Origin of the sequence: Phyllobacterium lublinensis, from assembly GCF_020164435.1 — a bacterium.
GTDB classification, from domain to species: Bacteria; Pseudomonadota; Alphaproteobacteria; order Rhizobiales; family Rhizobiaceae; genus Phyllobacterium; species Phyllobacterium lublinensis.
The window spans coordinates 26,849-41,362 of record NZ_JAIUDQ010000023.1; the positions used below are offsets into that span (position 1 = coordinate 26,849).

The following is a 14,514-nucleotide window of genomic DNA, read 5'->3' on the forward strand; positions in this document are numbered from 1 at the left end:
CACAGTTCAATCCGCATGACAAGAACATTCAGGGAACAAATTACAAAGATGTTCAGCTGCGCTTGGCTTCAACCGCATCCCAGAACAAGGCAGCGATATCAGCACCGCCAAAGCGCTTCACTTCTCGGATTCCCGTGGGTGAGGTGACATTGATCTCGGTCATGTAGTCGCCGATCACATCGATGCCGACCAGAATGAAGCCGCGCTCCTTCAGCGCAGGCCCGATGCGGGCGCAAATCTCCAGTTCGCGCGCGGTGAGTCCGGTTTTCTCCGCCCGCCCGCCCACATGCATGTTTGAGCGCGCATCCGTTTCTGACGGGACGCGATTGATCGCGCCGACCGGCTCGCCATCGATCAGGATGATGCGCTTGTCGCCGGCGCGCACATCCTTCAAATAACGCTGGGCGATGAACGGTTCGCGGAACATCTGGCCGAACATCTCGAGTAGCGAAGTCAGGTTGCGGTCGCCGTCGGCAAGGTGGAACACCCCGGCGCCGCCATTGCCATAGAGTGGCTTTAAAATGATATCGCCGAATTCCTTGCGGAAGGCAGCAATTTCGACCGGGTCCTTGGTGATCAACGTTTCCGGCATCAGGTCTGGATACTCGGTGACGAAGATCTTCTCGGGACTGTTGCGCACCCAGGCCGGGTCATTGACGACCAATGTCTTTGGGTGAATGCGCTCCAGAATATGGGTGGTCGTAATATAGTTCATGTCGAAGGGCGGATCCTGGCGCAAGAGCACCACGTCCATCCCGGACAGGTCGCGCGATACCGGCTCACCCAAGGTAAAGTGATCGCCTTCCTTGTCGCGAACGTTCAGTTCTTCCACGCGCGCCGAAACCACGCCATCACGCATGCTGAGCCGGTCCGGTGTGTAATGGTAAAGCGTGTGGCCGCGCTTCTGCGCTTCCAGGCAAAGCGCAAAGGTCGTATCGCCGCCGATCCTGATCGAATTGATATGGTCCATCTGGACCGCGACTTTCAGTGCCATGGAACGTTCCCCGAATTGATTAGGAATGCTCACATGGCGATGTCACGTTCAACGATCAAGGTCAATGCTGCAATCGCATCCTGGTCAAGTGGATGGACGCGTCTACCCGCTCGGGAACTGTTCTACAGGCGGGCCATGCAGATGTTGGTGTGCCCGGCACCGACGAAGCCGAGGCGATGCGCTGCGCCCTTGGAGAGGTCGATGACGCGCCCTTTGATGAAAGGTCCGCGATCATTGATGCGCACAACAATCGATTTGCCGTTGCGCTGGTTGGTGACCTTCACCTTGGAGCCGAAAGGCAATGTGCGATGGGCTGCGGTGAGGGCGGAGGGGTTCATCCGCTCACCGGATGCTGTCTTTGAATGCAGGGCATACCAGGAAGCACCGCCACAGGCTGAACCAGCATTCGCTGACACCGCACCAAACATCAGGACGAAGATGGATGCAGTGAGTACCGTACGGATACTTGCAAGAGAAACCATATTTGAATTCGCACTTTTCGAGAGCCCATGGCAGAACTGCCAGACTGAAGACGCACGCATCGGATTGATCTTGGGCAAGTAGATCTTAGCGTGGGCGAGTAGCTTCTTCTATTTTGGACAAATGTGTCGTTGCGGTGTCCCGCCGATGAAACAGAGCCGAGATCAAGTGCAAAGACTACTCAAGTTACTCAAAAAACTTGTCTTAATATGATTCAAAATGTGATCGACGATGCTTGGAAAACGCGCGCGCCTGTGTCTCTGCCCAGAGCGAAATATGGCCACAATGTGGTCAATACTACCCGAATTATTGATTGCCGCTGCAACTCGGTCTACAAATTGGCGCTGAATAGTTCATAGGGATTAATACTTTAGACGTAGAATGACCCCGGCTGTCGGGCCGGGGTCGGTCACTCTCCAAAAAAGTGATCGCCTTACGCGGGGGTGCTGGCATCGAGGGCGTGGATAATACCCCGCAGCTCAGCCAGGCCGCGCAAACGGCCGATCGCAGGGTAGCCGGGGGTTACTTCCTTGTTCAGATCGTCAAGCATGCGATGACCATGGTCCGAGCGGAAAATGATGCTGTTCGACCTGTCGCGTTTGCGGTCTTCGGCAAGCAATTCGCGCAATACGGCAACCATGTCGACGTCACCCTCCAGATGCGCGGCTTCATGGAAGCTGCGGCCATCGCCTTCGCGTGTCGTTGCACGCAAATGGGCGAAATGGATGCGTCCGGCAAAGCGCCGGGCGATTTTCGGCAAGTCATTGTCGGCGCGCACGCCAAGGCTGCCGGTGCAATAGCACATCCCATTGGCCGGTGAAGGTACAGCATCGAACAGCGCCGCATAGTCGGCCTCGGTAGATGCGATGCGCGGCAGGCCGAAGAGCGAGCGGGGCGGATCGTCCGGGTGGAGTGTCAGCTTGACGCCAAGCTCATCGGCGACGGGCGTCACAGCCAGGAGAAACTCGACCAGATGCTGGCGCAATTGCCTGGCGTCGATTCCCGAATAGGCATCCAGCTTGTCGCGGAATGCCGGGATGGTGAGCGGCTCCGTGGTCGAGCCGGGCAAGGCACTCGCAATATTGCGGGTAAGGTCTGCGATTTCCTGGGCGCCCATGGCTGCATAGAGATCGCTGGCAATTTCCCGGTCGGCTTCCGAATAATCGTTCTCCGCGCCCTTTCGCTGCAGGATGTGCAGATCGAACACGGCGAACGTGTTGTGGTCGAAGCGCATCGCGGTCGCGCCGGTGGGCGTGACGTAATCCAGTTCGGTGCGGCACCAGTCGACGACAGGCATGAAGTTGTAGCAGATGACCTTTATGTCATTCGCTGCAAGGGCTTCCATGCTGGCGATCCATGCGGCGATCTCGTGTGTCGCAGCGCCCCCGAGGCGTTTGACTGCATCAGGCACAGGGATGCTTTCGACGACGGACCAGGTCAGTGGAAGCCGGCCCGCCGGCGTCGATTCGATCAGCGACTTGCGCTCACGCACCTGCGACTCTGTCCATGCCTGACCGATGGGCACCTCATGCAGGGCCGAGACAATATCCGTGGCTCCCGCCTGGCGTACATTGTCAAGTGATACCCCTGCTTTGGGGCCGAACCACCGCCATGACTGACGCATTCATTTCTCCGTTTCTGTTGTGCCACGCTCAAATAAAGGATTTGGGGTGGCTTTTTCTCAGTTCATCAACGTCGGGAATGACGGCATTGAGATGCTGTTTCATCGCCGCGCAGGCAGCAGGCACGTCATGGGCTTCAATGGCGTTGCGAATGGTCCTGTGTTCCGACAGCACATATTCCATTCGTCCGAGTGCCGGCAAGGTCATCCGGCGCGCCCGGTCAATCTGTACCTTCACAGGTTTCAGATAATTCCAGATGCCGGGATGGCCCGAAATTCCTGCAATAGCTTCGTGAAAGGCCTCGTCGGCCTCATGAAAGGCGCTCACATTCTGCCGGTCAGCAAAAAACTGCTGGCGAGCCAGGATCTCATCGAGTCGTTCAATGTCCTTGACTGTCGCTTTTTGCGCGGCACGCTCGACTGTTGCGCCTTCAAGGGCTTGCCGGATGACGACCGCCTCCGGAATCAGCGCTACGGGAATACGGGAGACAAAGGTGCCCGACTGCGGAAAGACATCCACAAGCCCGTCTTCGACAAGGCGGATCAGCGCCTCGCGCACCGGGGTGCGGCTAACACCGAAACGTTCAGTCAGGACTTTCTCGTTAAGCGGTGTGCCTGGAGTCAATTCCATGGCCACGATGGCGGCATGCAGTTCGCGGTAGATTGCCGTAGCCGTCGTCACCCGCGCAACAGCCCCGCGAGATCCCGACATGGCGGCGCGGTCGTTCTGGTTGCCGGAAGTCTGCGCTTCAGGCAATGGCATTGACGCCAAACTCTTTTCTCCCCGGTTCTGTGCTGTCATTGCAGCGCTCCATCTCTTCCTATTGGACCATGTCAGCCTGAATGCTGGAATTCTGCCCCGATTCATAGCCCAAAGCCCGCGGTGTTAGCTGATTCCCAACCGCGCATACCCAGTTGACATACTAATATATTATTCTCTACTCTTCGCCAAGATCATCGACGCCTGAAATTGACAGGCGCAGAATGTGCAAGCTCGACCGACTCGTTGTGGCTGCACAGAACAGCGATTACTGACGCAGCAAGGACTACAAATGGCGCTTCATCCCGACCGGCTTTTCCCAATCGAAGCGGATGCTCGCGGGATTGCCCGCCGTCTGTTCAGTGCCGTCGAACGGCTGCCGATCATCTCGCCTCACGGCCACACCGACCCCTGGTGGTATGCCAAAGACGAGGCATTTCCAGATCCTGCCAGCCTCTTTGTAAAGCCGGACCATTATATTTTCCGCATGCTCTACTCGCAAGGCGTGAAGCTGGAGGATCTCGGTGTACCGCGCAGCGACGGAGGCCCGGTCGAAGTCGACGGGCGCAAGATCTGGCGCCTGTTCGCCAGGCATTGGCCGCTGTTTCGGGGCACGCCCTCCCGCCTCTGGTTCGAACATGCAATGGAACACGTTTTTGGCATCGAGGAGCGGTTGGGTGAACGCAATGCAGACGCTATCTACGACCGGATTGCGGAGCGGCTGAATGACCCCTCAATGCGGCCGCGCGCACTTTTCAAACAGTTCGGCATTGAAGTCATCTCGACGACCGATGCGGCAACGGACAACCTGGCCGCACACGATGTGATCCTGAATTCCGGATGGAGCGGACGGGTTGTTCCGGCTTACAGGCCGGACGCCGTTATTGATGCTTCACGGCAGGATTTCCGTTCGAATGTGGAAGATTTTATCGCTCTTGCCGGCACGACGCTCGATTACAGCGGCTACCTCGAAGCGCATCGCGTGCGGCGCGCCTATTTCAAGGCACGTGGAGCGACCTCAAGCGACCATGGGCATCCAAATGCCCGTACCGCCAATTTGTCATCCGTTGATGCTGCAGCGCTCTTCGATCGCGTATTGAAGGGTGCCTCTCCAGAGGAGGCAGACCTTTTCCGTGCCCAAATGCTGACGGAAATGGCGCGGATGAGCATTGATGATGGTCTGGTCATGCAGATCCATCCCGGCTCGTTCCGCAATCACAATCCCGGCCTCTTTCAGCGGTTCGGAGCGGACAAGGGTGCTGATATCCCGCGCGCCACGGGCTATGTCGAAGAGTTGAAACCCCTGCTCGACGCTTTTGGCAATGATACGCGCCTGACACTGATCCTCTTCACGCTTGATGAGACAGCCTATAGCCGCGAACTCGCGCCCCTTGCTGGACACTACCCGGCCCTGCGCCTTGGTCCCGCGTGGTGGTTCCATGACAGCCCTGAGGGGATGCGCCGCTTCCGCGAAATGACGACGGAGACGGCCGGGTTCTACAATACGGTAGGGTTCAACGACGATACACGCGCCTACCTTTCGATCCCGGCGCGCCACGACATGGCAAGACGCGTTGACTGCGCCTATCTGGCGCAACTGGTTGCGGACCACCGGCTGGATGAAGATGAGGCGCATGACATCGCACATGACCTCGCTTACCGGTTGGCAAAGGAAGCCTACAGGCTTTGAAACAGAAAGAGGCGGCTCGGGCTCAAATGACGTCAAACGAACTTATTCGCCTGTCTGAAGCGGCGCTCCAGCACCTGCCCGGAAAGATAGGCCAGCCGGCATATGATCGTGCTCTGGTCAAAACCGGTATCGTTCATCTGGGAATCGGCGCCTTTCATCGTGCACACCAGGCGGTCTACACGGATGCGGTGCTGGCCAGTGGCGACAAACGATGGGGCATTCTCGGAGTTTCCTTGCGCAGCGGCGACACGCGCGACGCATTGGAACCACAGGACGGTCTCTACACGGTGGCGATACGGGACGGTGGCGGCGACAGCTTTCGCGTGATCGGCAGCCTGGGCAAGGTGCTGGTAGCGCCGGAAGATCCCCAAGCCGTGTTGAGCGCAATGATCGATCCGAACGTGAGGATCGTGTCGCTGACGGTCACTGAAAAGGGTTATTGCTATTCCCCTGCTACGGCTTCGCTTGATGAAAACCACCCGGATATCGCCCATGATCTGGCTCATCCTGCATCGCCCCGTTCCGCTATCGGCTTTGTCGTCGAAGCGCTGGCTCGCCGCAGGCACGACGGAACGGCACCTTTTACGTTGCTGTCGTGCGACAACCTTCCGGCCAATGGCGAAACCTTGGAGAGAGTAGTCACCCGGTTCGCTGAATTGCGCGATCCTGGCCTTGCGCAATTCATCCGGGACGAGGTTGCGTTTCCTTCCACCATGGTTGACCGGATCGTACCGGCCACCACCGACGCAGATCGGGCGACCGTGAGCGAGGCGTTGGGACTGGTTGATGCGTGGCCGATCATGACCGAGCCGTTCACGCAATGGGTGGTGGAGGACCGGTTTCCAACGGGGCGCCCGGCATGGGAGAGCGTTGGCGTAACGTTCGTTGACGATGTCGATGCATTCGAATTGATGAAGCTCCGATTGCTCAACGGCAGCCACTCCACGCTCGCCTATCTCGGCTATCTCGCCGGCCATGAAACCGTTTCCGACGTGATGAAGGCGGACGGCTTCAACAATCTCGTCGAATCCATGATGGACGAGGAGATCACTCCGACCCTGCCGCAACTTCCAGGCTTTGACCTTGGTACCTACAAGGCTCAACTGCGTGAGCGATTCCGCAATCCGGCCCTTCGGCACCGCACCTGGCAGATAGCCATGGATGGCTCGCAGAAGCTGCCGCAGCGCCTGTTGAACACCATTCGCAAACGACTGGAACAGGAACAATCCTTCGATCGCCTCGCCCTAGGTGTGGCTGGCTGGATGCGCTATGCGACCGGCATCGACGAGAATGGCCGGCCGATTGAGGTTCGCGATCCGCTTGCCGCTGAGTTCAGGCTTCGCACGGCCGGAAAAACGGTGGCGGCCGACCTGCTCGAGGCCTATCTCGGACTGGACCAGATTTTCGGCGAGGACCTGCCGAAGAACGACAGATTCCGCCGGACAGTCGGCCAGGCATTGGAAAAGCTGTTGGTGCTGGGGGCGGCGCGTACAGTGGCGGAGCTGGCGGCGTAACGCCGCAATCGCAACAGACCACGCCGGAGATGCCATGAATCGAAACGGGAGCCAGGGGCTCCCGTTTGCCGTTGCATCGTTCGCCACCGGATTACATGGTTGCGCCGATCTGCCATGGCACGAATTCGGCATCGCCATAGCCGAGCTCCTCGGACTTGCTGCGCTCACCCGATGCGACCTTCAGGATGCGCTCGAAAATCTCGCGACCCTTGTCCTCGATCGACACGCCGTCAAGCACATCACCACAATTGATATCCATGTCCTCGATCATCTGATTGTACATGGGCGTGTTGGTGGCAAGCTTGATGGATGGTGTCGGCTTGCAGCCATAGGCAGAACCACGTCCGGTGGTAAAGGCAAGGACGTTGGCGCCGCCGGCGACCTGCCCGGTTGCCGAAACCGGATCGTAGCCGGGCGTGTCCATGAAGACGAGGCCACGCGCCGTGACCGGTTCCGCATAGCCATAGACGGCCTCCAGCGGCGTGGTTCCGGATTTTGCCACCGCACCCAGTGACTTCTCGAGAATGGTGGTCAAGCCGCCCGCCTTGTTGCCGGGCGATGGGTTGTTGTTCATTTCCATCCTGTTGCGCGCCGTATAGTCCTCCCACCAGGCGATAACCGACTGCAGGCGCTCCACGGCTTCAGGATTTGACGCGCGCTCGATGAGCAGATGTTCCGCTCCGTAGATTTCAGGCGTCTCGGAAAGGATCGCCGTGCCGCCATGCCGGACGAGGAGATCAACAGCTGCACCGAGCGCGGGATTGGCTGTGATCCCGGAATAGCCATCCGAACCGCCACACTGCAACGCCAGCATCAGCTCCGACGCGGGAATCGTCTCGCGCCTGACGTTGGCAGCCGTCGGCAGCATCTCCTTGACTGCGGCGACGCCAGCTTCCATCGTCTTGCGAGTGCCGCCAACTTCCTGGATCGTCAGGCTGCGAAACGTGTCACTCTCGGTGATATTGTAGGCCTCTTTCCAGCGGCCGATCTGGAAGCCTTCGCACCCGAGGCCAACCATGAGCACGGCGGCAATATTGGGGTTGGTCGCGTAGCCCCATTGCGTGCGCTTCAGAACCTCGTAGCCTTCACCCTTCACATCGAGAGCACAGCCCCCGCCGTGAACAAGAGGAATAATGCCGTCGACCGTCGGGTACTCGTCGAGGATTCCCGATTTCTGGACCGCCTCTGCAATGAACCGCGCAACCGTGGCCGAACAGTTCACCGACGTCAGTACGCCGATATAATTTCGTGTACCTGCGCGGCCATTGGCGCGGCGAAAGCCCTGGAAGGTTGCGCGCTGGTCGACTGGCAGAATGCCGGCGGAATGAACGGCGTGTGACGCGTCGGCCTCGCGCACGAAATCGCCATAACTCAGATTGTGCTCGTGCACCCATTCACCGGGTTCGATCCGTCGGGACGCCGAACCGATGACCTGGCCGAACTTTCGGACCGGCTCCCCGGCGCTGATCACTCGCGAGGCCAGCTTGTGCCCGCGTGGAACGCGATCGGCAACGATCACCCCCTCGATGCTCTGTCCGGCCTGAAACGTGTCGACGGCAACAATCACATTGTCGCTGGCATGGAGGCGCAAATGTCTCGGTACGTTGAGGGTGTCCATTAAAATCTCCAACTGGTCAATTAATATATTAGTTGGTCCGGCAGCGGGTTGCAATGCGGCAAGATAACATGTTCGAGCAGCGCTGGCTGTGGCGTCGCTCGGAATGGACATTACATTCCCCGAATCAACCTCATGCAGTAAAACTTCACGCCATAGTTGAAATTTCTGGTGAGAATTCGCACTTTTTGCATCAGGATCAGGCCGAGCTTACCCAGAAACCGTACGAACTTGCTCGCAAGCGGTGCAATATCGCTGTCCCCCTCCCGTAAGTTTCGTGAATCAACGCGTAACGGGCAGGGCGCCGCGATTTGCAATCTGTGGCGCCGTACCCTTTGGTACGACACCACCATGCAACGGCCGAAAAACTGCTCCTGCCAGCGCCTTCCCGTGGGTCTGCAAGCGGTGAGGCAATCGAACTCCCATTGGAATCAAACAATAATTCGAAGAATAATATAGTTCAAATTTTGAAGTATGTTAATAGTATATTTAAACAGTACTACGTAATGAAAATTTCATTTGGCTTGAAGATTGTTTTGTAGTTCATTGCCGCACTATAGATAAATAACACCCCCAAGTACGTCCCAAATGGAGGCCTCGATGGCGCTGAACCAATCCCTGCTCGATCTTCTCGATATTCATCCGGGCAATGGCGTCGACCAGGTGATCATCGCCAGCGACGATGACGACCGGATCCTGGGGGGGAGCGCCAACGACTACATCGAAGGCAAGGGCGGCGATTCCGACCTGCTGTTTGGTGGTGAAGGCACGGACACGCTGGGTTACGAGAGCTCGCCGGAGGGCGTCATTGTTCGCCTTGGTGGCCTCAACGGCCTTGGCGTTCTCGGCGCCTGGGGCGGCGACGCCGAAGGCGACCGGTTGGCGGTCGGTTTCGAAAACCTCGTGGGCTCGGCATTTGCCGACAAGCTGTCCGGGGACAATGGCGACAACGTGCTGGTCGGCCTTGCCGGCGATGATGCGCTTGCGGGCGGCGCGGGCAATGACACCTTGTCCGGCGGTGCCGGGACCGACTGGCTCGATGGCGGTGAGGGCGATGACAAGCTTTATGGCGGCGAGGGGGATGACTGGCTGCATGGTGGCGCTGGCAACGATACGCTGGATGGCGGCGCAGGCGAGGACCGGCTGAACGGCGGCGAGGGCGATGACAAGCTGCTCGGCGGAGCCGGCACGGACTGGCTCGATGGCGAAGCCGGTGCGGATTATCTCAATGGCGGCGATGGCGATGACTGGCTGCGCGGCGGTGAAGGCAACGACACGCTTATTGGCGGCGCAGGCGACGACCGGCTGAATGGCGGCGACGGTGACGACCGCCTCAATGGTGGTGCGGGCGCCGACTATGTCGCCGGTGGAGCAGGCAGCGACTGGCTCGACGGCGGCGCGGGCGATGATCGCCTCGAGGGCGGCGACGGTGAAGACTGGCTCTATGGCGGTGACGGCAACGACACGCTGATCGGCGATGATGGCGAAGATCGCCTCAACGGCGGCGCTGGCAATGATACGCTCATTGGCGGCAGCGGCACGGATTGGTTCGACGGTGGCGCGGGTGCGGATCAATTGTATGGCGATGACGGCGATGACTGGCTGCGCGGCGGAGACGGAAACGACACGTTGTGGGGCGGCAGCGGCGACGACCGGCTGAACGGCGGCGCTGGCGATGATCATCTCCTGGGCGGCGAGGGCAATGACTGGCTGACTGGCGGTGCGGACGACAATGGCGCCGACACGCTGGAAGGCGGCGCCGGTGACGACAATCTTGACGGCGGTGCCGGGGATGACATTCTCCTCGGTGGCGATGGCAACGATACGCTGCTGGGCGGTGCGGGCGATGACGTTCTTGCCGGTGGCAATGGCGATGACCTGCTGATCGGTGGCGACGGTGACGATATCATCGTTGGCGGTGCCGGCATCGATACGGTCGATTATACGACATTTGCCAGCGGCCTCACCATCGACCTTTCCACGGGCGAGAACTCCGCGGGCGATACTTTGGTCGAAGTCGAGAATCTGATCGGCAGCCAGTATGACGACTTCCTCACAGGCAATGCAGGCAACAATGTTCTGGCCGGCGGCGCTGGCTTCGACGTGCTGACAGGCGGCGCGGGCGCCGATATCTTCCAGTTCGACTATGCCGAACGCGGCAACCAGTCTGTCGATGGACAGGCCTATGCCGACAGCGTCGTCGACTTCAGCTCGGCCGAAGGCGACAAGATCGACCTGAGCCGGATCGATGCCAATACAGGCACGGCCGGCAATCAGGAGTTCCACTTCATTGGCGGCGGTGATTTTACCGGTGCCGCCGGCGAATTGCGCGTTGTTGTCCCGGACAATGCCCAGGGTTACGTGCATGTCGAAGCCGATATCAATGGCGATGGCGCTGCCGACCTCATCATTCAGGTCAGTGGTGATTTCGACCATGATTGGTCGGCCAATGACTTCATGATGTAAGCATCCCCCGACGCGATCACCCCCGTCGCGTCTTGCGGCCGTTCAGCGGAGATTATCTGCTGGACGGCCGTCATCATAAATAGTGCGGGCACGGTTTACCGCTTCGATTTGCGCCAGCCAGCCTGTCGCGCCTCGGACTCCGAGCAGAACCAGCGCTCGCCATATTGGGGAGATATGACCGTTTGCGGATAAAATTTCTGTCCGGGGACATGGTAGATGCGCTCGCCGGTCTCGATGCTCACATTGCCCTTTATGTCGCATCCTGTCGCCATGGCCATGAGCGGCGCGACCGGGCTTTTGGACCCCTCGATCGAATATCCGACGGCAAGCAGGAGACCCGCGCCCAACAGGGATAGCAGGAATCTCGAAACGGGCCCGGAGGATGCCCCGCCCCTGTGGTTGTGGTTTCTGTGCCGATGGCGATCCATGCGCCATCAGAACAACGGCAATCAAAAGTTGCAATTTCTGTTTGCGGATGCGGTAAATGCAAAGTGAGCGAATTGCCTGCAATTGTCTGTCTGGTGCCTCCATTTCAACAAATATCGACCTAAACTCCTGTTAGCGCGGTTGCTGCATGGAGACGTAACGGCGTTGCCTGCCGCGATGGGAAGGATAAGCCGATGCATGACTTTACGCTGGTCCTGGCACTCGTTTCGATTGTTCTGCTTGCCTATCAGGGAGAGGTCGACGACCGTCCTGCCGTTGATGATGACGACTGGGTGCAGATGGATCAGGATTGATCCGGATTGCGAACGAGTGCATGGCTGCTTGGCTCTCTACCGGATATTCGTTCGGCGTCTTGCTAACCCGCCAGACAAGGTAACTCTCGCAGTTGATGGCAGGGGTTAAACTGTAGTATTTTAGACGAGGAGGCGGGTAATCAAGAATAAGCGGGGGGGGTAAATTGAAAAACACAGATATTGGGTTCTATCTTCTAACTGCTTTATTTTCTTTTTCTCCAAGCGCAATGCTCGCGCAAAATGCGCCAGTGTGTCCGGCGCCGCCAGAAGGCCTTCGTCAGGGGGACCCAAACGTGCAGGCTCGGAAGGCGGCCATTTCGGAAAGCGGTGTCGTTTACCAGCTCGACGTTCTTTCGGGGTTTGCGCCGCAAAACAATCAGACAGGCGGGCAGTTCTGCATTCGCTACGAGCTGATCAACAACGCCAATGCGGATATATTGGCACTAAACTGGCCCGATGCCGGGCTCAAGACACGAAACCTGGCGCCCGGCATCAATAACAGGGTGAGCTGGATCAAAACCATTGGCACATCGCAGCCGTCAGTGAAGCCGACGCAGATTCATTCATTCAAGTCGAGTACGGTTCCTTCCGAGGGTTATTTCGCCGGTGCGATACCTGGCGAAAACCGTAACGTTCGGCTTGTAGCGTACAAGCTAGACGAGATCGAGCTTGCCCAGTCGACGCCCGGCGCCGACAACACCGTACCGGATCCGCCACAAGTGGGCGGCACCCTCAGTGTAGGCAATGCCACTGTTGACGTTGGCTCAAGCCTCAAAAGGGACAGTCAAGGCTTCCAAATCGACATCTCCATTTCAAGAAACAGCAACGATGCCGTGACCGGTATAAAGGCTCCTTGGGTCTCGGCACTTGCAGCAAAACCAGCGGTTGAGGAATACGCCGCGATGGCAGACAAGCTGCAAGGTGAAAACCTGGAGCTCGTGGAAAACAAGTATAGTGTGTCGGTCAGGTATCCGCCCCAGTCAGATCCCGGAGAAAACGTAGTCCTCGAACAGCCAATAACGATCTCCCATGGTGGTACGGAAACGTGCATCACGGTTCCGATCTACTCCCCGGTGAGAATATCACCGATTGCATCTTTGAGATGCGAGTAGTGGCATGGCTAGTACAAAGCTAGAACAACTCATTGGCGGATTGACGCTCGTTGCGCCAATAGCCGCAACGGTCACGAATTTCTATCCGGTATCCATCTATCAGCCGGGCATCTATGAAGACGCAGTGGTCAAATTCCTGCTGATAATTCCCGTCGCGCTCGGAACGCTCCTTACTTTCACCTGCATGAGCTCGAATTCGCGGCTGGTGAAATGCTTCATCGCCGCAGTCGCCCTCGCGATCATTGTTGCCGGGATTTATTTTGGTTTTCCGGCAGACCATTGGATACATAAGTGGAACTGGATATTGTCCTACTGCGTCTGGGCCTGTTTCGCACCGGTGCTTGTGAAGTTCGTGCTATCACTCGTGTGACGGATCGTTAAGCGCCCCGCGCGCGGTTTGGACTACCGCCCGACGGACGGCTGCCGGCGCATGACCCAGCGAAGACCCGCAACAATGGCGAAGGCAAATAGCGGCCATATGGCCCAGAATGTGCCGTCCCAGGACAAGAGATTGATGCCGGCGATGCCCACACCCGCCGCGCCGAATGTGGCCAGCACGCGATCGGTACCCTTTGATGACCGCAGCCAGATCAGCAGCGTCAGCACAAGGAGCGCAAGCAGAGGCCATGCTGCCCAGAACTCTCCCTGCCATGTCAAAAGGTTCAGGCCGGTGAGGGCCACGGCGATCACGGCAACCACGCCATATGTCCTGCTAGGCGCCCGCAGCGGTGCGGCTGGCGTCCGCAACGGCAAAGCCGAAGACGGCGGCTGCCGCCCGAACGCAGGGTTCGCCTGCCCGGCATCCTCGTCGTCCATACCGATGCGCACCGCGTAGCTCGGCACGCCACCCTCGATGTTCTTGACCTCGAGCTGGCCGAGGAATTCAAAACCGACGGCGACCTTGTTGCGCACCTGATCGTACACGGTACTGGAGATCACAATGCCGCCTGGCGCCGCCGACGCCTGGAGGCGCGCGGCAACATTGACGCCGTCGCCATAGATGTCGTCGTCTTCTGCAATCACGTCGCCGAGATTGATGCCGATGCGAAACAGCATGCGCGTATCATCCGGGCGCTTGGTATTGTAGCCGGCGAGCTCGTTCTGCACGTCCACTGCGGCGCGTACCGCTTCGACGACGCTTGGAAAGTCGGCGATAAGTCCGTCGCCCCAGGTATTGATGACGCGGCCGCCATGGGCCACGATCAGTCGTGCCATCGCATCGCGATAGTGCTTGAGCGTGGCAAGGGTGCCTTCCTCATCGGCCCGCATCAGTCTGGTGTAGTCCTGAACGTCGGCCGAAAAAATCGTGGTCAGCTTGCGCCGCGTCTCTGACATCGCCTTCGTCCTCGCTCGATCGCCGCGGGCCATATCTCCGGGAGCGAAAGCCTGTCCAGCCCGGTCCGGACAATGGGCGCTTGCGCTCCGATCGAACATAGGCACGTCCGGACGATTTTCCAAGGCGAGAAGGTCTGCGAAGTCATCATAATCGCAGCGGGTAGGCCGAGGCACAGTCGCTGCAAGA

Annotated in this window: 12 protein-coding genes; 5 read left to right on the plus strand and 7 right to left on the minus strand. The window is 58.7% G+C overall.

The features are described 5' to 3' along the window. Positions 1–52: 52 nt before the first annotated feature. From gshB to K9U38_RS21025, 4 genes are all read right to left on the minus strand, one after another. Complete coding sequence (gene gshB, locus K9U38_RS21010) at positions 53–994, minus strand: glutathione synthase (RefSeq protein ID WP_224496312.1); 942 nt, start codon at positions 992–994, stop codon at positions 53–55. Between the two features lie 122 nt (positions 995–1,116). Continuing rightward, positions 1,117–1,422, minus strand: coding sequence for a septal ring lytic transglycosylase RlpA family protein (locus K9U38_RS21015; protein WP_224496321.1), 306 nt, complete (start codon positions 1,420–1,422; stop codon positions 1,117–1,119). Between the two features lie 485 nt (positions 1,423–1,907). Then, the gene (uxuA, locus tag K9U38_RS21020; protein ID WP_224496313.1) at positions 1,908–3,098 is read right to left on the minus strand and encodes a mannonate dehydratase; all 1,191 of its coding nucleotides are present in this window, start codon (positions 3,096–3,098) and stop codon (positions 1,908–1,910) included. Positions 3,099–3,126: 28 nt separating this feature from the next. Next, complete coding sequence (locus K9U38_RS21025; RefSeq protein ID WP_224496322.1) at positions 3,127–3,807, minus strand: GntR family transcriptional regulator; 681 nt, start codon at positions 3,805–3,807, stop codon at positions 3,127–3,129. A 340-nt stretch (positions 3,808–4,147) separates the two neighbouring features. Here K9U38_RS21025 and uxaC point away from each other — a divergent pair, with 340 nt between their 5' ends. Both uxaC and K9U38_RS21035 read left to right on the plus strand, forming a co-directional pair. After that, positions 4,148–5,545 carry a glucuronate isomerase gene (uxaC, locus tag K9U38_RS21030; RefSeq protein ID WP_224496314.1) on the plus strand — a complete coding sequence of 466 codons (1,398 nt, stop codon included), beginning with the start codon at positions 4,148–4,150 and terminating at the stop codon, positions 5,543–5,545. A gap of 26 nt (positions 5,546–5,571) precedes the next feature. Further along, positions 5,572–7,059 (plus strand): mannitol dehydrogenase family protein, encoded by a 1,488-nt coding sequence (locus K9U38_RS21035; RefSeq protein WP_224496315.1) that lies wholly within the window; start codon positions 5,572–5,574, stop codon positions 7,057–7,059. A gap of 91 nt (positions 7,060–7,150) precedes the next feature. Here the strand turns inward: K9U38_RS21035 and K9U38_RS21040 are convergent, their stop codons facing one another. Further along, positions 7,151–8,677, minus strand: a complete 1,527-nt coding sequence (locus tag K9U38_RS21040) for a UxaA family hydrolase (RefSeq protein ID WP_224496316.1) — start codon at positions 8,675–8,677, stop codon at positions 7,151–7,153. A 597-nt stretch (positions 8,678–9,274) separates the two neighbouring features. Here K9U38_RS21040 and K9U38_RS22090 point away from each other — a divergent pair. Continuing rightward, positions 9,275–11,140 (plus strand): calcium-binding protein, encoded by a 1,866-nt coding sequence (locus K9U38_RS22090; RefSeq protein WP_304622567.1) that lies wholly within the window; start codon positions 9,275–9,277, stop codon positions 11,138–11,140. Between the two features lie 95 nt (positions 11,141–11,235). On the opposite strand, the gene K9U38_RS21065 is transcribed toward K9U38_RS22090, so the two are convergent. Continuing rightward, the gene (locus K9U38_RS21065; RefSeq protein WP_224496317.1) at positions 11,236–11,568 is read right to left on the minus strand and encodes a sunset domain-containing protein; all 333 of its coding nucleotides are present in this window, start codon (positions 11,566–11,568) and stop codon (positions 11,236–11,238) included. 476 nt (positions 11,569–12,044) lie between these two features. Here K9U38_RS21065 and K9U38_RS21070 point away from each other — a divergent pair, with 476 nt between their 5' ends. After that, positions 12,045–12,992 carry a hypothetical protein gene (locus tag K9U38_RS21070; protein ID WP_224496318.1) on the plus strand — a complete coding sequence of 316 codons (948 nt, stop codon included), beginning with the start codon at positions 12,045–12,047 and terminating at the stop codon, positions 12,990–12,992. A gap of 4 nt (positions 12,993–12,996) precedes the next feature. After that, entirely contained in the window at positions 12,997–13,362 is a 366-nt protein-coding gene (locus K9U38_RS21075) for a hypothetical protein (RefSeq protein WP_224496319.1), read from the plus strand. A 32-nt stretch (positions 13,363–13,394) separates the two neighbouring features. Here K9U38_RS21075 and K9U38_RS21080 read toward each other — a convergent pair whose 3' ends face one another. Beyond that, entirely contained in the window at positions 13,395–14,327 is a 933-nt protein-coding gene (locus K9U38_RS21080) for an adenylate/guanylate cyclase domain-containing protein (protein ID WP_224496324.1), read from the minus strand. Positions 14,328–14,514 lie beyond the last annotated feature (187 nt).